Below are 17,393 nucleotides of genomic sequence, written 5' to 3'. Positions count from 1 at the left end.
CGGCCGCCGGGAAGGGAGCGGGATGAGCCCTCAGGAGATGATCGAAAAGGCCCTGGACCTCTCCACGGCCGACGACGTCGTCGTGATCGTGGAAGAGGGCTCCAGCGCCAACCTGCGGTTCGCGGGGAACACTCTCACCACCAACGGCGTGGGCCGTTCCTCGCAGCTCACCGTGATCTCGATCGTGGGCCGGGGGGTCGGCGTGGTGTCGCGGGCGGCGGTCCGCCCCGAGCAGCTCGCCGACGTCGTCGCCGCGGCCGATCACGCCGCGGAGGACGCGACGCCGTCGGAGGACGCCCGGCCGCTGGTCGAGGGCCCTCGCTCGGCGGACTGGGACCTGCCCGCCGAGCCCACCTCCATCGGGGTTTTCGGCACCTTCGCCCCCGCCCTGGGCGAGGCCTTCGCCCGGGCCGAGGCGGGCGGGCGCAGGCTGTACGGCTTCGCCGAGCACATCGTCACCACCACCTTCGTGGGCACCTCGGCCGGGGCCCGGCTCCGGCACACCCAGCCCACCGGGCGCCTGGAGCTCAACGCCAAATCGCCGGACATGAAGCGCTCGGCGTGGACGGGCGTGGCCACCCGCGACTTCTCCGACGTGGACGTGGCGGCGCTGGACGCCTCGCTGGCCCAGCGGCTGGAGTGGGCCAAGAACCGGATCGACCTGCCGGCCGGACGGTACGAGACGCTGCTGCCGCCGACGGCCGTGGCCGACCTGATGATCTACCTGTACTGGACGGCCGGCGCCCGGGACGCTCTGGAGGGCCGTACGGTCTTCTCCAGGCCCGGCGGCGGGACCCGCGTCGGGGAGGCCCTCTCCCCGCTGCCGATCCGCCTGTACAGCGATCCGGCCGCGCCGGGCATCGAGTGCGCGCCGGCCGTGGTCGCGCACGCCTCCAGCCGGCAGCAGTCGGTGTTCGACAACACCCTGCCGCTGACGCCCACCGACTGGATCTCCGACGGCGCCCTGGCGAGCCTGATCCAGACCCGGCACTCGGCCGAGCTGACCGGCCTGCCGGTGACCCCGGCGATCGACAACCTGATCATGGAGGGGCCCGCGGGCGGCCGTTCGCTGGAGGAGATGATCGCCTCCACCGAGCGGGGCCTGCTGCTCACCTGCCTGTGGTACATCCGCGAGGTCGATCCGCAGAGCCTGCTGCTCACCGGGCTGACCCGGGACGGCGTCTATCTGGTGGAGAACGGTGAGGTCGTCGGCGAGGTGAACAACTTCCGCTTCAACGAGAGCCCGGTGGACCTGCTGGGCCGCCTCACCGAGGTCGGCGCCGCCGAGCAGACCCTGCCGCGCGAGTGGAACGACTACTTCACCCGCGCGGTCATGCCGCCGCTCCGGGTGCCCGACTTCAACATGTCGACGGTCAGCCAGGCCAGCTAGCGCTGGGTGAGCGGGATGGTGTGCACCCGCTCCCAGCGCTTGGCCGTCACCAGGCGGGCGGTGGCGTCGGTGAGGTCGTAGACGACCGACCAGCGGGTGTGCCCCTGGGCCACCCGCTGGAGCAGGTCCATCCCGTCCTGCCAGGTCCTGGCTGCCGGGAGGCCGTCGGCGAGCTCGCCGTAGCGGGTGTCGGTCATGCGCCGCTCACCGGTGGTGCCGGTCATGGCGAAGTTGGTCAGGATCCGGTCCTCGATGACGTTGAGCTTGCCGCCGGCGAACTCCACGACGGCCGACTTCCCGCCGGCGTCGGCGAGCAGGTAGTGGATCTGCGGACTGCCGGTGAAGTCGATGTCGTAGCGGCGCATGATCGCCACCGCCTCGTCCACGGTCGCGGCCTTGTCCAGCATCACCCGGATGATCCGCACGCTGCCGACGACCGGGCGGCCGGCGGTCCTGGGCGGCAGCTCGCCGTCGGGCACCGCGGCCATGCCGATCGCCAGCCCCTTCTCGTTCACTCCGTCGAAGGGGGTGAGCACGGCGTGGGCGAGCCTGCGGCGGACCCCTGGGTCGGCCGTGTCCGGCGTGGCGGCGCTGCCGAGCACGTAGGACAGGTCCGCCGTGGACACCGAGGCGTAGCCGTCGGGCGGGTCGGCGTGCACGACCATCGCCGGGTTGGGGTCCCAGTCGAAGTTGCGGCCGAACAGCGGCCGCTCCCCCGCCAGGTGGAACAGTGAGCAGGCCCAGCCGTCGGCGCGCCCGGCGAGGTCCTCCTCGCTGACGGCGGCCTCCCGGTCGTACAAGCCGTGGAAGGTCATCTCGTACAGCGGCAGGTCGTCCAGCCGGCGCAGGCTGCCGAGCGTCCGCCGGACGTCGGCGGCGCTCTGGTCGAGCGCGCCGCCGCGCACGGGCCCGGCGGACGGGGAGGCGGGTGGGGATGCGGACGGCGCGGCGGCCGGAGGGGCCGCGGAGCCGCCCACCGGGGCGGAGCATCCGGCGAGCAGCAGCGCCGCGGCCAGCGCGGCTCCCATGACGCGGTGGAGATCTCCCATCCCCGTAGTCTGCTCCGCCGGGGCCGCGCCGTACAAGATCAGGCGTCCGGGGTCAGGCGTCCTCCAGGCGGAATCCGACCTTCATGCCGACCTGGAAGTGGCCGACCTCGCCGTCGATGATGTGCCCCCTGACCTCGGTCACCTCGAACCAGTCGAGGTGACGCAGGGTCTGCGAGGCACGGCGGACGCCGTTGCGAATGGCCGCCTCAAGACTCTCCTCCGAAGTGCCGACTATCTCGGTCACCCGATATGTGCGATCCGTCATGCCGTCATCCTTACCCGGCGGCCATGATCGCACGCCCTCCGGCGCCGTCCCGATCCGCGGGCCCGGCCCGGTCCGAGGGCGGAGTTGGACCCGCCCCGTCCGAGGTCTAAGTTGGAGTGGTGAAGGTATGGCACAAGCGCCGGGTGGTCCACCAGGTAACCGATGCCCGGCCGTCGCTGAGCGAGGACATCGGGAAGCGGGAGAAGAACTATCTCATCAAGATGGGGATCCGGCTCGTCTGTCTCATTCTCGCCTTCACGGTGCCGGCTCCGCTGCCCGTCCGGCTCCTGCTGTTCGCCGGGGCGATCTTTTTACCATATGTTGCCGTCATCGGGGCCAACGCCCCGCAGCGCGGACCGATCAGCACCCCTGACATGGCGGAAAACGGCCAGAACGAGATCCCGCTCCACCGACGCGAGATCGGGTCGTGACTAAGTCTTGACGCATCTCAGGGGTAGTAGGTGTACGCTTTAGCCAAGTGCCCTGGTCCCCCGTCGGGGCACTGGTGCCGGCGTTCCGGGCCCCCGTCGGAACGCCGATGAAGCGGCGCCGGGTGGTTTGCCCCCGTAACCACCCGGCGTCGCCCTTTTTCCAGGGCCTCCAGCTCTTCCAGAGCCTCCGGTTCCGGAGTCTCCAGCTTCCCCGGATCGCCGGCCGCGCCTGTCGGCAGGACCCTAGCTGTCGCCCGCCGTCCGCTCCCACTCCTGTGCCAGCGCGGTCAGCCGCTCCACCGCGTCCGGTGGCGCCGTGCCCGCCCCCTGGGCCAGTCCCAGCAGATACGCCGTCAGCGGCGCGGCCGGACGCGTCACCCCGTGAGCGACCTCCTTGGTCAGGTCCAGCAGCGCGTCACGGTCGATCTCCGCGGGGTCGACGCCCAGCTCGCGGCAGACGATCGCGGTCCACTCCGTCAGCACGTTCAACTCTCACTCCTCGCAAGGGGGGCGCTCTCGCCCCGGGACATCACCGCTCCGGCGGCTCTCGCCGGGCGTTCAGACCTGTGTCGGCGGCCCCGGCTCGCCGCTCCGGGCCCGCCGCAGATCCGCCGGCGTGTCGCAATCGAACCACGGCTCCCCGGTGAGATGAAGCGTCACGGGGGCCAGCGGGGCGAGGAGCCCGTGCAGCGACCGACCCTCGTAGCGGGCGAGCGCCTCGCCGAGCTCCGCCGTACGCCAGACTCCGACGAGCCACTGCTCACGCCCGCCGTCGTCGACGAGCACCGCCCCCGTCCGCGCCGCCGCCAGCAGCGCCGAGACGTGCCCGGCGGTCAGGAACGGCAGGTCGGCGGCGAGCAGCGCCACCCACGGCGCGCTCACCTCGGCCAGCCCGGCCCGCAGCGCCGGGATAGGCCCGGCGCCGGGCGGATCCTCCCGTACGAAGATCCCCCGCGCGAGTCCGGGGCGGTGCGGCCCGACGACGACGAGCCTGCCGGCGTCCGGCACGGCCGCCGCCACCGTTTCGATCAGCGGCCGTCCGGCGACGCGCAGGCCCGGCTTGTCCTGCCCGCCGAGCCTTCTCGCGTGGCCACCCGCCAGGATGCACGCGTCGTAGCGCGCGCTCATCCGCCGATGGCGGACATCGGGCGGGACGGCTGCAGGAAGGACGGGTCGTCGATGCCGTGCCCGGCCTTCTTGATCCGGACCGCGGCCAGCCAGCGCTCGGCTATCTCGTCGTCGCCGGCTCCCGAGCGCATGGCGACGCGCAGGTCGGACTCGTCGGTGGCGAACAGGCAGTTGCGGATCTGGCCGTCGGCGGTGAGCCGTACGCGGTCGCAGCTGCCGCAGAACGGCCGGGTGACCGAGCCGATCACCCCGACCCTGGCCGGCCCGCCCCCGACGAGGAACAGCTCGGCCGGGGCGCTGCCGCGCTCCACCGGGTCGTCGTCGGTCAGGTCGTAGGACTCCTTCAGCCGGGCGAGGATCTCGTCGGCGGTGATCATGTTCTCCCGGCGCCAGCCGTGCTGGGCGTCCAGCGGCATCTGCTCGATGAAGCGGAGCTCGTAGCCCCGTTCGAGGCAGTAGCCCAGCAGCCCGGCGGCCTCGTGGTCGTTGATCCCGCGCATCAGCACCGTGTTGACCTTGACCGGGCGGAGCCCGGCGGCGTCGGCCGCGGCCAGGCCGTCGAGCACGTCGGTCAGCCGGTCGCGGTGGGCGAGCTTGGCGAAGGTCTCCCTGTCGAGGGTGTCGAGGGAGACGTTGACCCGGTCCAGGCCGGCCTCGGCGAGCGGGGCGGCCAGCCGGGCGAGCCCGATGCCGTTGGTGGTCAGCGAGACCTGGGGCCGGGGCCGGAGGGCGACGGTGCGGGCCACGATCTCCACCAGCTCGCGGCGGAGCAGGGGCTCGCCGCCGGTGTAGCGGACCTCGGTGATGCCCAGCCGCTCCACCCCGATGGTCACCAGCCGGACGATCTCGTCGGCGGTCAGCAGGTCGGGCTTGGGCAGCCAGTCGAGGCCCTCGGGGGGCATGCAGTAAGAACACCGCAGGTTGCAGCGGTCGGTGAGGGACACCCGTAGATCAGTCGCCACCCGGCCGAACGAGTCTCGCAGCATCGGGCGTCACCTCCTCACACCATTCATCCTCATCCAAGCAGGGGGCCAGCCTAAGGCCAGCCCCCTACTCACCCCAAAGCCAGGCCGTATCCGCGGCAACATCACCGGCGGCCGGTTCATTCCTGGAGGGCCGCCCCGGCGGCGGCCGGCGGGTCAGCCCTTGACGCAGACGAGCTGCCGGAGGTGGGCGACCACCTCGACGAGGTCGGTCTGCGCCGCCATGACCGACCGGATGTCCTTGTAGGCGCCGGGGATCTCGTCGATCACCCCGGTGTCCTTGCGGCACTCGACGCCGTCGGTCTGCGCCTTGAGGTCCGCCAGCGTGAAGGTCTTCCTCGCCTTCGTCCGGCTCATCCGGCGACCGGCACCATGTGAGGCCGAGTTGAACGCGTCGGCGTTCCCCAGGCCCTTCACGATGTAGGTGCCGGTCGCCATCGAGCCGGGGATGATACCGAACTCGCCCGATCCCGCGCGGATCGCGCCCTTGCGGGTGACGAGCACATCCACGTCGTCGTAACGCTCCTCGGCCACGTAGTTGTGGTGGCAGGTGATCGGCCGCTCGAAGGCGATGCCCGGCAGGTGGCGCCGGAGCACGTCGCAGACCAGGGCCGTCATGACCGCCCGGTTGCGCCGCGCGTAGTCCTGCGCCCAGAACAGGTCGCGCCGGTAGGCGTCCATCTCCGGCGTGCCCCCGACGAACACCGCGAGGTCCCGGTCGGGCAGGTCCTGGTTGTGCGGCAGCTTCTGGGCCTGCCCGATGTGGAACTCGGCCAGTTCCTTGCCGATGTTGCGCGACCCGGAGTGCAGCACGACCCACACGTTCTGCTCGTCGTCGGCGCAGATCTCCAGGAAGTGGTTGCCGCCGCCCAGGGTGCCCATCTGCACCTCGGCCCGCTCACGCCGCGCGTGCACGGCCGGGGCCAGGGCGTCGAAGTCCTTCCAGAAGCCCGCCCAGTCGGCGGTCTTCAGGCCGTGCAGCCTCGTCGGATCGACCGGCCGCTTGTGGTGCCCGAACCCGACCGGGACCGCCTGCTCCAGCTTCGAGCGCAGGTAGGCCAGGTTGTCGGGCAGGCCGGCGGCCTTGAAGGAGGTCTTCACCGCGGTCATCCCGCAGCCGATGTCCACGCCCACCGCCGCCGGGGAGACCGCGCCGCGCATCGCGACGACCGAACCCACCGTCGCGCCCATCCCGTGGTGCACGTCGGGCATCACCGCGACCCCGTGCACCCACGGCAGGTCCGCCACGTTGCGCAGTTGCCGCATCACCTCGGGCTCGACCCCGGCCGGATCGGCCCACATGCGGATCGGCGCGCGGCCCCCCAGGACCTCGTTGTACGTCATCCCGCATCGCCTCCCTCCGGCCGATCAGTCGATGACGACCATGACGCCAGAACCTCACCGTTCTGGCAACCGAATTAAAGGTTCATATCCTTGCTTACCAGCAAAAATGCTTTTAAAGCTTCAGGGCCGCCGGCGTCGCGGTGGACGAGCCGGCCGGCGGCCTGGATGTCGTCGCTGCCGCCGCCCAGGCCGTAGGAGCCGTCGACCCTCGCGTCGGCCACGGCGATCCCGGTGCCCCGGGCGAGCAGGAGCACGACGGCGACCGCGGCGACGGCGACGGCCGCCGCGAAGGGAGCCTTCGGGGATCGCCCTCCGAGCAGCAGTCCGCCCAGGGCGAAGGCCCCGGCTCCGACCAGCGCCGCCCAGCCCCCCGCGCCGGGAGGCCCCGGCGGGCCGAAGACCAGCAGGCCGGTGGCCAGCAGCAGCGGCACCGGGATCAGGGCGCGGACCCGGGCCGCGCCGATCCGCTGCGGCCAGCCGCGGACCCCGGTGGCGAGGTCGGCGGGGATGTCGGGCAGCACGTTGGCCAGGTGCGCGCCGCAGCCCAGGAGCGCCGCGGCGAGGACCGCCCACCACGCCGGCCACGGCCGGCCCGGCAGCCCGAGGGTCACGAACGGCGGCAGCGAGCCGAATCCCACCGCGTACGGCAGCCACGACAGCACGGTGGCCTTCAGCCTCAGGTCGTAGGCCCAGGCGGCGGCGACACCGGCGAGGTGGACGGCCCCGGCCGCCAGGCCGGAGGCCAGCGAGAGCGGCACGCAGAGCGCCAGAGCGGCGGCCGCGGCGGTCCACACCGCCCGGACGCTCACCGTGCCGTCGGCGACCGGTTTGCCGGTACGGCCCGCCGCGACGTCCCGCCCGGCGTCCACCGCGTCGTTGCACCAGCCGATGGACAACTGCCCGGCCAGCACGGCGGCGGCCACCAGGCCGCATCCCGCCGCGTCCCGCCCGGCCGCCGCGGCCAGCGCGGTGACCAGGACCGTGACCGCGGCGGTGGGTCCTGGATGGCAGGCCCGCGCCAGTCCCGGCACGGCCGCCAGGCCGGGCGGCCGCCCCGGGAGCCGGTCGCGGTCGCGGCGCGCATGCCCGCTCGTCGTCACGGACCGATCGTAGGCGGCTCCGGCGCCGCGCCGGCGTCTCGGGCCGCGAGGCATGCCGCACGCGCAGTTGGGCAAGATCCGGATGTCCGCTGTCGGCCGTCGGAAGGCATCCCATCAATGACGCGAATCGCGGCGGTGCGCGGCGCGCTCCCACCCAACCGCCACTCCCAGGCCGAGATCACCGACGCGTTCGCGCGGATGTGCCTGCCCGATGACGCCGACCGCCGGTTGCTGGAGCGCCTGCACGCCTCCGCACGGGTCGAGTTCCGCCATCTGGCGCTCCCCCTCGACCAGTACCCCAAGCTCGACGGCTTCGGGGCGGCCAACGACGTCTTCGTCGAGTCCGCCGTCGAACTGGGGGCCGAGGCGGTCGGCGGCGCGCTGGAGGAGGCCGGGTTCGCGCCGGAGGACGTGGACATGATCATGTTCACCTCGGTGACCGGCATCGCCGCGCCGTCCGTGGACGCCAGGCTGGCCGGCCGCCTCGGGCTGCGCCCCGACGTCAAGCGGGTGCCGGTGTTCGGGCTGGGCTGCGTGGCGGGGGCCGCCGGGATCTCCCGCCTCCACGACTACCTGCGCGGCTGGCCCGGCCACGTGGCCGTGCTGCTGTCGGTCGAGCTGTGCTCCCTGACCCTGCAACGCGGTGACGCCTCCCCCGCCAACCTGGTGGCCAGCGCGCTGTTCGGCGACGGGGCGACGGCGGTGGTGGCCTGCGGCGGCGAGCGGCGGCCCGAGCCCGGGGGGCCGTCGGTGCTGGCCACCCGGGGCCACCTGTATCCCGGCTCCGAGGGTGTGATGGGCTGGGACGTCCGCGACACCGGCTTCCAGGTGGTGCTCGACGCGAGCGTCCCGGACGTGGTGCGGACCTACCTGGCCGACGACGTGCACGGCTTCCTCGCCGACCACGGCCTGACGGCGGGGGATGTGACGGCCTGGGTGTGCCACCCCGGCGGCCCGAAGGTCCTGGAGGCGGTCGCCGAGACGCTCGGGCTGCCGGACGGCGCGCTGGAGCTCACCTGGCGCTCGCTGGCCGAGGTGGGCAACCTGTCGTCCTCCTCCGTGCTGCACGTCCTGCGCGACACCCTCGCGCTGCGGCCACCGCCGGGCACGCCGGGACTGCTGATCGCGATGGGGCCCGGCTTCTGTTCCGAACTCGTCCTGCTGCGCTGGTAGGGGCCGATGTCGGAGCATCTGTCGTCCTGGTACGTGCTGCTCGTGCTGCTCGTCGCGGCCGAGCGACTCGCCGAGCTGGTCGTCGCGCGCCGCAACACGCGCTGGAGCCTGGCCCGCGGCGGAGTGGTGTCCGGGCGCGGCCACTACCCGTGGATGGTCGCCCTGCACACCGGCCTGCTGGCCGGGTGCCTGCTGGAGGCGGGCCTGGCCGGCCGGCCCTCGGTTCCGGCGCTCGGCTGGCCCATGCTCGCCCTGGTGATCGCCGCGCAGGGGCTGCGCTGGTGGTGCATCGGCGCGCTGGGCCACCGCTGGAACACCCAGGTGATCGTGGTGCCCGGCATGCCGCCGGTGACGCGCGGCCCCTACCGCCTGCTCTGGCTGCGCCACCCCAACTACGTGGCGGTGGCCGTGGAGGGCCTGGCGCTGCCGCTGGTGCACGGCGCCTGGGTCACCGCGTTGACGTTCACCGTGCTGAACGCCGCGCTGATGGTGGTGCGGATCCGGTGCGAGGAGATCGCCCTGGCCTCACTCGCCCCGGTGCCGCCGCCCGGACGGGCCACGGCGTGATCGACGTGCTGGTCGCCGGCGGCGGGCCGGCGGGCCTGGCCACCGCCGTCCACGCGGCGCTGGCCGGGATGGAGGCGGTCGTCGTCGAGCCCCGGCCCGCGCCGGTGGACAAGGCGTGCGGCGAGGGACTGATGCCCAGCGGGGCCGCCGCGCTGCGGTCGCTGGGCGTGGAGGTGTCCGGCCGGCCGCTGCGGGGGATCCGCTACCTGGACGGGCGTCACGGGGCGCAGGCCGAGTTCCGCGACGGCCACGGTCTGGGCGTGCGGCGCACCGCGCTGCACGCCGCGCTGTCGCGGCGGGCGGCCGAGCTGGGGGTGCGGACCGTCCCCGGCAAGGTGGCCGGGGTGCGGCAGGACGGCGACGGGGTGGAGGCGGCGGGGCTGAGGGCCCGCTGGCTGGTGGCCGCCGACGGCCTGCACTCCCCGCTGCGCGCCCTGCTCGGGCTGGAGCTGCCCGACCGCCGCCCGCGCCGCTACGGCCTGCGGCGGCACTACAGGGTCGCGCCCTGGACGGACTTCGTCGAGGTCCACTGGGCCGCCGACGGCGAGGCGTACGTCACCCCGGTGGGCGACGATCTCGTCGGCGTGGCGGTGCTGAGCTCCCGGCGCCGCGGATACCGGGAGCACCTGGCGGATTTCCCGGACCTGCTGGCCCGGCTGGACGGGCCGGCCGCGACCCCGGTGCGCGGCGCCGGGCCGCTGCGCCAGCGGGTGCGCGCCCGGGTCGCCGGGCGGGTGCTGCTGGTCGGCGACGCGGCGGGATACACCGACGCGCTCACCGGCGAGGGGGTGTCGCTGGCACTGCTGTCGGCGCGTGCCCTGGTGCGCTGCCTGCGGGCCGGCGCCCCGCAGTCGTACGAGACGGCCTGGCTGAGGCTGTCACGGCGCCACCGGCTGCTCACCGGGGCCCTGCTGGAGACCCGCCGGCACCGGGCGTCCGCGCGGCTGATCGTCCCCGCGGCCCAGCGGCTGCCCGCCCTGTTCGGCGCGGCGGTGCACGCGCTGGCCTGAGCCCGAGGACCCGGGGTCCGGGCCGGAGCCGACGACCTAGCGATCCGGTCCCCGCACCGACCTCAGGCCCTGGATCAGCGTGTCCAGAGCCTGCTCGAAGTCAGCCTCCGGATCCACGAGGTCTTCGGTCGTCCAGGCCAGCAGCCTGCTGAAGTGCGGCAGGCGCGCCGGGTCGAGCCGGCGGATGTAGACCCCGACCTGTTCCTCGCCCGCGTGCACTCCGGGGGCGCCGGTGAACCCGCCCGTCGACAGCAGCAGCGCGCCGAACACCAGCCCGTTCACGGCCCCGAGCGCCCGCCAGGCGCCCAGTTCGTCGAACCCCGCCTCGAACAATGCTCCCACCAGGCCGTCCATCGTCCTCATCGCATGAGGCGAGGTCGGATTGGACCGGTCGGTGGCCAGCGCCAGCGGCACCACCGGGTGGCGGCTGAAGACCCGGTACAGGGCCAGCGCCGACGTCCGCACCCGCTCCGGCCAGGGCAGCGCCGGGTCGGGGGGCTCGACCTGCTCGAACACGCGCTCCACGATGCCGTCGATGAGATCCGCCTTGTTGGAGACGTGGTTGTACAGCGACATCGCCTCGACGCCGAGCGTCTTCGCCAGGCGCCGCATGGACAGCCCTTCCAAGCCCTCTCTGTCGGCCAGCTCCAGGGCGGCGTCGAGAACCTTCTCCCTGTTCAACGGCTCACGCCGGGCCATCGAGTGATCCTTCCCCTCCGGACTGTCCGACGAAGCTTACGCCGTATGTGCTCTACTTACGGCGTAAGCATACGACGTAAGCAAGGAGAGTCGGATGACTGATGTGATCATCGTGGGCGGCGGGCCGGTCGGCCTGCTGCTGGCCTGTGAGCTGACCCTGGCCGGGGCCGACGCGCTGGTCCTGGAAGCGGCCTCGGACGAGGACCGCAGGACCCGTAGCCTCGGCCTGCGCTCGCTCAACGCGCGCACCCTGCGGTCGCTGGCCCTGCGCGGCCTGACCGGGCCGCTGGCCGAGGCACAGCAGGCGATGTTCGACGAGCTGAGCGGGGACGGCGGATCGGGCGACGGCGTGGCGGGCGGCCCGTCCGCCCAGGCGGACGTGGTCGCCCTCATGGTCGAGGTGGTCCAGAAGGGCATGATCAGGGGGCACTTCAGCGGGCTGCCGCTGCTGGAGCCGGCCGGCGGCGCCGAATACCTCATGCTCAAGCAGCACCGGCTCGAAAGCGTGCTGGCCACGCGGGCCGCCGAGCTCGGGGTCACGGTCCGCCAGGGCTGCGGGGTGACGGAAGTGACGCAGGACGGGACGGGCGTCGCCGCCACCCTCGCCGACGGGCGCGTGGTACGCGGGTCATACCTGGTCGGCTGCGACGGCGGGCGGAGCGTCGTGCGCAAGCGGTCCGGGTTCGCCTTCTCCGGCACGCCCGCGACCATGACCGGGCGGACCGCGGAGGCCGAGCTGGCCGACCCCGGCGCCATCACCTCATCCTTGCGCGGCCCCGGCGGGCTGGTGAACCTGTCGCTGGTGCCGGGCGAGATCGCCACCGTCGAGTTCGACGGCGGGCCGGGTGATCGGGACGCGCCGGTGACGGCCCCGGAGCTGCAGGAGAGCCTGCGGCGCGTGACCGGCATCGACGTGGTCGTCACCCGGTTGGAGACCGGCATCCGCTACGGCGACAACACCCGGCACGCCGACACCTACCGCAAGGGCAGGGTCCTGCTGGCCGGGGACGCGGCGCACGTCCACTCGCCCATCGGCGGGCAGGGGCTCAACCTCGGCCTGCAGGACGCCCTCAACCTGGGATGGAAACTCGCCCTGGTGGCACGCGGGCTGGCCCCCGACAGCCTCCTCGACACCTATACCGCCGAGCGGCACCCGGTGGCCGCCCGGGTGCTGCGCGACACCCGGGCGCAGGTGGCACTCATGCGGCCGGGGGCCCAGGTGGACGCGCTGCGGGAGGTGCTGGCCGAGGTGCTGGAGCTGCCCGACGCCCGGCGGCACTTCGCGGCGATGGTCGAGGGCACGGACGTGGACTACGCGCCCGGCGCCGCCGGGCCCCTGGTCGGCCGCTTCGTCCCGCCGCTGGGAGAGACGGCGCCGGTGGGGCCGCTGGGCGGGCAGGCGCGGAGCGCGGCGGTCCCGGCCGACGGGCTGCTGACGGACGGCCGCGGGCTGCTCGTCGGGGCGCCCGGGGAGAGCTGGCCCGGCGAGGCCGTGGCGGGGCACCGGGACCGGGTGCGCGCGGTGGTCGCCCAGGCCGCGACGGACACCGGCGCCCTGCTGGTGCGGCCCGACGGATACGTGGCCTGGGCGGGCGGGCGCGACAGCCTCGGCGAGACGCTGGCCGCCTGGTTCGGCCCCGCGAGGTGATCCGGCCCCCGGACACGCCTCAGCCCGGGGAGGCTCCGTGGACGCGGCTGTGTCTGGCGGCGTAACGTCCCGTCCCGGTGAACCTGGCCCGCCACTCGCCCCCGCGGTGGCCCGCCACGTTCTGGGCGAAGTGGCCCTGCAGGTCGGTCGTGGCCTCGGCCGTCCTGGTCCACCTCTCCCGCGGCGCCGCCCGGTGCAGGATCTCGACGCTCTGGCCGGGGAAGGGGGCGTAGTCCAGATATCCCTGCGGGTCGACCCGGTTCAGCACGCCCTTGACCTCCACCTGCGCCCCCCTCCTGACCGCCTGGACGGCGCTGAACTTCGTCTCGCGCCTCAACCGGAACTCGGCGTACTCGGTGACCGTCTCGCCACCGGCTCCCTCGGCGGTCGCGGCGACGGTCCAGCGCCCGGCGGGATACCAGCGGCTCAGCCTCTTGTCCGGCCGGAACCGCCAGGTCTCCCACTCCGTCCCGGCCCGCCCGGCGGGCCCCGCCGCCGGCCCGGTCCGCCGGCCCCGGGCGGCGTGGCCCGGGACGACGAGATCGAGCACGGCGGGCGCCGGCCCGACCTCCTGCGGAGGGGGGACGTACGGCGGGGCGTCCGGCACGGGGATCCGGACGGTCTGTGGTGCCGGACCGGACTCGGCGTCGGCGGGAGCGTCCGTCCCCGGCTCGGGCGGCGCGCCCGGTTCGACGCGGACCGTCACCCCGTCCGGGCTCGCGACCCCGCGGGCCACCACCTCGATCACCAGGCGCACCGTGTCCGACGGCCCGACCACGGGGGCCCCGGGGGTCAGGGTGATGGAGTGGATCGCCAGATCCACGGCGGCGGGCGGCTCGGCCCACGCCGGCGGGACGACGGCCCCCGACGGCACGGCGCCGGCCCCCGCCGCCAGGATTGGAAGAAGGACTCTCATGGTCATGGACAGGACGCTAGGAAAGGCCCGGTAATGACCGAGGAGACGACACACGGCTGATTGGGCAAAGCGCCGCCCGCCCCGCCCGCCGGCTGGGCGGGGCGGGGGCGGGCGCCCTCGCCGGCCGTGCCGCGGATTCAGTCCTCGTACATGCCGTCGATCACCTCGGCGTACTTGGCGTGGATGATCCGGCGCTTGAGTTTCAGGCTCGGGGTGAGCTCCTGGGTCTCGGCCGTCCACTCCACCGGCAGCAGCCGCCAGCGCTTGACCTGCTGGACGCGGGCGAGTTTCCCGTTGGCCTCGGCGACCGCGTCCTCGACGGTCTTGAGGACGTCGGGGTGCTCGGCGAGCTCGGCCAGGGTGCCGAACTCGATGCCGCGCCCCTGCGCCCAGCCGGGGGCGACCTCGCCGTCGAGGGTGAGGACCGCCACCGGGTACGGCCTGCCGTCGCCGTAGGCGAGGGCCTGCCCGATGAGGGGGTGCTCCTTGAGGTAGTTCTCGATGTTGGCCGGTGAGATGTTCTCGCCGCCGGAGGTGATGATGAGCTCCTTCTTCCGGTCGACGATGCGCACGAAGCCGTCCTCGTCGATCGAGCCCACGTCGCCGGTGTGCAGCCAGCCGTCCTCGTCCAGCAGCTCGGCGGTCGCCTCGGGCCTGTTCAGGTAGCCGTGGGCGTTGGCGGGGCTGCGGGTGACGATCTCCCCGTCCTCGGCGATGCGGACCTCGACGCCCGGACCGGCCTGGCCGACCGTGCCGAGCTTGAAGCGGTCGGGGGCGTTGGCGGTGAAGGCGCCCGTCGTCTCGGTCATGCCGTACACGTCGATCACGCGCATGCCGAGGCCGGCGAAGAAGCGCTGGACCTCCAGCGGCATCGGCGCGGCGGCGCTGGCCAGCCAGGCCGCCCTGTCGAGGCCGATCATCGAGCGGATGATCGACAGCAGCGCGGCGTCGGCCTGCTCGTAGGCGGCCTGGACCTCGGGCGACGGCGTCCGCCCGTACTGGCTGGCCTCGACGTGGGCGAGACCGGCGGCCATGGCGGCGCGCACGCTCTCCTGCTGCTCCGGCGGCTGGGCGGCCAGCAGCGCCTGCAGGCGGGCCATCATCTTCTCCCACACGCGCGGGACCCCGAAGAACAGCACCGGCTTGACCTGTCCGAGGACGGCGCCGAGCTGGGCGATGTCGGTGCAGAAGTGGGTGTGGGAGATCTTGAACAGCGGCAGGTAGAGGCTGAGCACCCGCTCGGCGATGTGGGCGTAGGTGAGGTAGGAGATCTGGGTGCCCCTGTCGGGCAGCTCGACCATCCGGCTGGTGGCCACGACCTCGAAGAACACGTTGGCATGGGTCAGCGGCACGCCCTTGGGGTTGCCGGTGGTGCCCGAGGTGTACAGGACCGTCAGGACGTCGTCGGCGGTCACGGCCCGCCAGCGGGCGTCGACCGCGGCGGGGTCGGCGGCGAGCCGCTCGCGCCCCAGGGCGAGGAAGTCGTCCCAGGAGAGGAAGCGGTCACCGGACGGGGCGCCCTCCAGCATGATGACCTTGCCGATCTCGGGGAGCGCCTCCAGCACCGGCTCCCACCGGGCCAGCTCGGCCGGGCCGCCCAGCACCACGATCCTGGCGCCGACGTCTCCGGCGACGAAGGCCACCTGGTCGGGGGCGAAGGTGGAGTAGACCGAGCACGACATGCCGCCCGCGTGGACGGCGCCCAGGTCGGCCAGGACGTGCTCGCTGCGGTTGACCATCATCAGCGCGACCGCCTCACCCGGCCGCAGCCCGAGGGCGGCGAATCCGGCGGCGATCTCCAGGACCCGCTGCCGGGCCTCGGCGTAGGTCAGGGTGGTCCAGCCCTCGCCGGCCGGATCGGAATAGGCCGGGGCATCGGGGTTGTGCTCCGCCGCCTCCCTCAACTGCGCGCAGACGGTGCGGCCCGCGATCTCCCGCTCGATCGCCGCACGCTCTTCAAGGACACCGGCCATGACGCGCCTCCTGAAAGTGCTCACTTGCATGAGTGGCATGCATCGCACCACACGGCGTTGCCCGGGACAAGACCCTGCCCGTGAGAAGAAAGACCGCAATGCACAACCTGCCTCACCGCCGCCGCGGGGAGCGTACGTAAAGTTAGAACCCGATCACATGTTGACACCGGGGGGTCGCATGACATCGGGGACACAGGCACGTGAGAAGACTTTTTTCGGGCAGCCGCGGGGCCTCGCCACGCTGTTCGGCACCGAGATGTGGGAGCGCTTCAGCTGGTACGGCCTACGGGCCATCCTGGCCACCTTCATGGCCGCCTCCCCCGCCATGGGCGGCCTGGGCCTGACGCAGCAGACCGCCACCGCGATCGTCGGCATCTACGGCGCCCTCATCTATCTGGTGGCGCTGCCCGGCGGCTGGGTGGCCGACCGCGTCCTGGGCGCCCGCAGGGCGGTGCTGTGGGGCGGCTTCATCATCATGTGCGGCCACATCAGCATGGCCGTCCCCGTCAGGACGGGCGTCTTCGTCGCGCTCGGCCTGCTGCTCATCATCATCGGCACCGGGCTGCTGAAGCCGAACATCTCGGCGATGGTCGGCAAGCTCTATCCGGAGGACGACGACGCGCGCAGGGACGCGGGTTTCTCCATCTTCTATCTCGGCATCAACCTCGGCGCCTTCATCGCCCCCGTCGTCGTCGGCTGGCTCGCCGCCGACGGCCGGTGGCACCTGGGCTTCGGCGCTGCGGCGGTCGGCATGGCGCTGGGCCTGGCCCAGTACGTGCTGGGCCGGCCCCACCTCAGGGGCGTGGGCGAGGAGCCCGGCCACCGGCTGACCCCGCAGGAGCACCGGCACTTCGTCCTGGCCTCCCTGTCCGCCGCCGTCGTGGTCGCCGGCGCCCTGGCCGTCTGGATGGCGTCGGGCACCTTCGACCTCGACACCTTCGCGCTCGTGATGACGGTGATCATCGTCGTGGTCCCGGTGGTCTACTTCGCCTACGTGCTGTTCGGCAGCCACAGCCTGACCGAGGACGAGCGGATCCGGCTGAAGGCCTACATCTGGCTGTTCATCGCCGCCGCCGTCTTCTGGATGATCTACGACCTGGCCCCGACCGTGCTGCTGTTCTTCGCCCAGGACAAGACCGACCTGTCGCTGTTCGGCGTCCGGATCACGGCCGCGACCACGCAGTCGTTCAACCCGCTGTTCATCATGATCTTCGTGCCGGTCTTCGCCGCGCTCTGGATCAAGCTGGGCAACCGGGTGACCGCTCCGCAGAAGTTCGCCTTCGCGCTGTTCATGATCGCCCTGAGCTTCGTGGTCATGGCCCTGGCCGCCAGGTCCGCCGCGGGCGGGAGGATCTCGGTGTGGTGGCTGGTGCTGGTCTACCTCGTCCAGGTCTTCGGCGAGCTGTCGCTGAGCCCGGTCGGGCTCTCGGTCACCGCCAAGCTCGCCCCCCAGGCGTTCAAGGGGCAGATGCTCGGGGTGTGGTTCATCGCCGTCTCGGTGGGCGACGCCGTGGGCGGGCAGACCGCCCGGCTGAAGAACTACCTGTCGGATCCCGCGTACTTCCTGACGCTCGCGGCGATCGCCGTCGTGGCGGGCCTGGCGCTGCTGGCGGCCGTCGGCAGGCTCCGCGTCATGATGCGCGAGCACCACGACGCCGCGGGGGCCGGGCCCCCGTCACATCAAAGGTGAATCACATAGAGCCGGTCATGGGATGAT

General features: G+C 73.1%; 17 protein-coding genes. 7 read left to right on the top strand and 10 right to left on the bottom strand.

The annotated features are described in order from the left end of the window. Positions 1–22 precede the first annotated feature (22 nt). Positions 23–1,390, top strand: coding sequence for a metallopeptidase TldD-related protein (locus J2S55_RS33340; protein WP_306875678.1), 1,368 nt, complete (start codon positions 23–25; stop codon positions 1,388–1,390). Here J2S55_RS33340 and J2S55_RS33335 read toward each other — a convergent pair. Both J2S55_RS33335 and J2S55_RS33330 read right to left on the bottom strand, forming a co-directional pair. Then, complete coding sequence (locus tag J2S55_RS33335; protein ID WP_306868981.1) at positions 1,387–2,439, bottom strand: linear amide C-N hydrolase; 1,053 nt, start codon at positions 2,437–2,439, stop codon at positions 1,387–1,389. The genes J2S55_RS33340 and J2S55_RS33335 overlap by 4 nt on opposite strands. Positions 2,440–2,491: 52 nt before the next feature. Continuing rightward, complete coding sequence (locus J2S55_RS33330; protein ID WP_306868978.1) at positions 2,492–2,704, bottom strand: dodecin; 213 nt, start codon at positions 2,702–2,704, stop codon at positions 2,492–2,494. Positions 2,705–2,823: 119 nt separating this feature from the next. On the opposite strand from J2S55_RS33330, the gene J2S55_RS33325 reads away from it, so the two are divergent. Then, positions 2,824–3,135, top strand: coding sequence for a DUF3099 domain-containing protein (locus J2S55_RS33325; protein ID WP_306868977.1), 312 nt, complete (start codon positions 2,824–2,826; stop codon positions 3,133–3,135). A gap of 243 nt (positions 3,136–3,378) precedes the next feature. Here J2S55_RS33325 and J2S55_RS33320 read toward each other — a convergent pair whose 3' ends face one another. From J2S55_RS33320 to J2S55_RS33300, 5 genes are all read right to left on the bottom strand, one after another. Next, positions 3,379–3,618, bottom strand: coding sequence for a DUF6457 domain-containing protein (locus tag J2S55_RS33320; RefSeq protein WP_306875676.1), 240 nt, complete (start codon positions 3,616–3,618; stop codon positions 3,379–3,381). Positions 3,619–3,693: 75 nt separating this feature from the next. Beyond that, positions 3,694–4,263, bottom strand: coding sequence for a molybdenum cofactor guanylyltransferase (gene mobA / locus J2S55_RS33315; protein ID WP_306868973.1), 570 nt, complete (start codon positions 4,261–4,263; stop codon positions 3,694–3,696). Then, the gene (gene moaA / locus J2S55_RS33310) at positions 4,260–5,249 is read right to left on the bottom strand and encodes a GTP 3',8-cyclase MoaA (RefSeq protein ID WP_306868972.1); all 990 of its coding nucleotides are present in this window, start codon (positions 5,247–5,249) and stop codon (positions 4,260–4,262) included. The genes mobA and moaA overlap by 4 nt, the downstream gene beginning before the upstream one ends. A 153-nt stretch (positions 5,250–5,402) precedes the next feature. Then, entirely contained in the window at positions 5,403–6,590 is a 1,188-nt protein-coding gene (locus J2S55_RS33305; RefSeq protein ID WP_306868970.1) for an RtcB family protein, read from the bottom strand. A 74-nt stretch (positions 6,591–6,664) separates the two neighbouring features. Next, positions 6,665–7,690, bottom strand: a complete 1,026-nt coding sequence (locus J2S55_RS33300; protein WP_306868968.1) for a UbiA family prenyltransferase — start codon at positions 7,688–7,690, stop codon at positions 6,665–6,667. A gap of 117 nt (positions 7,691–7,807) precedes the next feature. On the opposite strand from J2S55_RS33300, the gene J2S55_RS33295 reads away from it, so the two are divergent. The 3 genes from J2S55_RS33295 to J2S55_RS33285 are packed head-to-tail and all read left to right on the top strand — an operon-like array spanning position 7,808 to position 10,440. Beyond that, positions 7,808–8,863 (top strand): type III polyketide synthase, encoded by a 1,056-nt coding sequence (locus J2S55_RS33295; protein ID WP_306868966.1) that lies wholly within the window; start codon positions 7,808–7,810, stop codon positions 8,861–8,863. Positions 8,864–8,869: 6 nt separating this feature from the next. Beyond that, positions 8,870–9,430 carry an isoprenylcysteine carboxyl methyltransferase family protein gene (locus J2S55_RS33290; RefSeq protein ID WP_306868963.1) on the top strand — a complete coding sequence of 187 codons (561 nt, stop codon included), beginning with the start codon at positions 8,870–8,872 and terminating at the stop codon, positions 9,428–9,430. Further along, a complete protein-coding gene (locus tag J2S55_RS33285) occupies positions 9,427–10,440 on the top strand; it encodes an NAD(P)/FAD-dependent oxidoreductase (protein ID WP_306868961.1) in 1,014 nt (337 codons plus the stop codon). Before J2S55_RS33290 ends, J2S55_RS33285 begins: the two co-directional genes overlap by 4 nt. Before the next feature lie 36 nt (positions 10,441–10,476). Here J2S55_RS33285 and J2S55_RS33280 read toward each other — a convergent pair whose 3' ends face one another. After that, a complete protein-coding gene (locus tag J2S55_RS33280; RefSeq protein ID WP_306868958.1) occupies positions 10,477–11,139 on the bottom strand; it encodes a TetR/AcrR family transcriptional regulator in 663 nt (220 codons plus the stop codon). A gap of 94 nt (positions 11,140–11,233) precedes the next feature. Here J2S55_RS33280 and J2S55_RS33275 point away from each other — a divergent pair, with 94 nt between their 5' ends. Next, entirely contained in the window at positions 11,234–12,787 is a 1,554-nt protein-coding gene (locus J2S55_RS33275) for an FAD-dependent monooxygenase (protein WP_306868956.1), read from the top strand. Between the two features lie 19 nt (positions 12,788–12,806). On the opposite strand, the gene J2S55_RS33270 is transcribed toward J2S55_RS33275, so the two are convergent. Together J2S55_RS33270 and J2S55_RS33265 are read right to left on the bottom strand one after the other, a co-directional pair. Beyond that, positions 12,807–13,709 carry a COG1361 family protein gene (locus tag J2S55_RS33270; RefSeq protein WP_306868955.1) on the bottom strand — a complete coding sequence of 301 codons (903 nt, stop codon included), beginning with the start codon at positions 13,707–13,709 and terminating at the stop codon, positions 12,807–12,809. 131 nt (positions 13,710–13,840) lie between these two features. Then, a complete protein-coding gene (locus tag J2S55_RS33265; protein ID WP_306868953.1) occupies positions 13,841–15,676 on the bottom strand; it encodes an AMP-dependent synthetase/ligase in 1,836 nt (611 codons plus the stop codon). A gap of 178 nt (positions 15,677–15,854) precedes the next feature. Here J2S55_RS33265 and J2S55_RS33260 point away from each other — a divergent pair, with 178 nt between their 5' ends. Beyond that, a complete protein-coding gene (locus J2S55_RS33260; protein ID WP_306868951.1) occupies positions 15,855–17,366 on the top strand; it encodes a peptide MFS transporter in 1,512 nt (503 codons plus the stop codon). Positions 17,367–17,393 lie beyond the last annotated feature (27 nt).

The organism is Streptosporangium brasiliense, from assembly GCF_030811595.1.
GTDB classification, from domain to species: domain Bacteria; phylum Actinomycetota; class Actinomycetes; order Streptosporangiales; family Streptosporangiaceae; genus Streptosporangium; species Streptosporangium brasiliense.
The sequence above is the reverse complement of the archived record's forward strand: the minus strand, read 5'-3'. Positions and strand labels throughout refer to the sequence as shown.

Bases quoted from the DNA above. Each gene is read 5' to 3' on its own strand.
- J2S55_RS33335 (WP_306868981.1), bottom strand. From the start codon at position 2,439: ATGGGAGATCTCCACCGCGTCATGGGAGCCGCGCTGGCCGCGGCGCTG.
- J2S55_RS33280 (WP_306868958.1), bottom strand. From the start codon at position 11,139: ATGGCCCGGCGTGAGCCGTTGAACAGGGAGAAGGTTCTCGACGCCGCC.
- J2S55_RS33275 (WP_306868956.1), top strand. From the start codon at position 11,234: ATGACTGATGTGATCATCGTGGGCGGCGGGCCGGTCGGCCTGCTGCTG.
- J2S55_RS33295 (WP_306868966.1), top strand. From the start codon at position 7,808: ATGACGCGAATCGCGGCGGTGCGCGGCGCGCTCCCACCCAACCGCCAC.
- J2S55_RS33260 (WP_306868951.1), top strand. From the start codon at position 15,855: ATGACATCGGGGACACAGGCACGTGAGAAGACTTTTTTCGGGCAGCCG.
- J2S55_RS33270 (WP_306868955.1), bottom strand. From the start codon at position 13,709: ATGACCATGAGAGTCCTTCTTCCAATCCTGGCGGCGGGGGCCGGCGCC.
- J2S55_RS33330 (WP_306868978.1), bottom strand. From the start codon at position 2,704: ATGACGGATCGCACATATCGGGTGACCGAGATAGTCGGCACTTCGGAG.
- J2S55_RS33305 (WP_306868970.1), bottom strand. From the start codon at position 6,590: ATGACGTACAACGAGGTCCTGGGGGGCCGCGCGCCGATCCGCATGTGG.
- moaA (WP_306868972.1), bottom strand. From the start codon at position 5,249: ATGCTGCGAGACTCGTTCGGCCGGGTGGCGACTGATCTACGGGTGTCC.
- J2S55_RS33340 (WP_306875678.1), top strand. From the start codon at position 23: ATGAGCCCTCAGGAGATGATCGAAAAGGCCCTGGACCTCTCCACGGCC.
- J2S55_RS33290 (WP_306868963.1), top strand. From the start codon at position 8,870: ATGTCGGAGCATCTGTCGTCCTGGTACGTGCTGCTCGTGCTGCTCGTC.
- J2S55_RS33265 (WP_306868953.1), bottom strand. From the start codon at position 15,676: ATGGCCGGTGTCCTTGAAGAGCGTGCGGCGATCGAGCGGGAGATCGCG.
- mobA (WP_306868973.1), bottom strand. From the start codon at position 4,263: ATGAGCGCGCGCTACGACGCGTGCATCCTGGCGGGTGGCCACGCGAGA.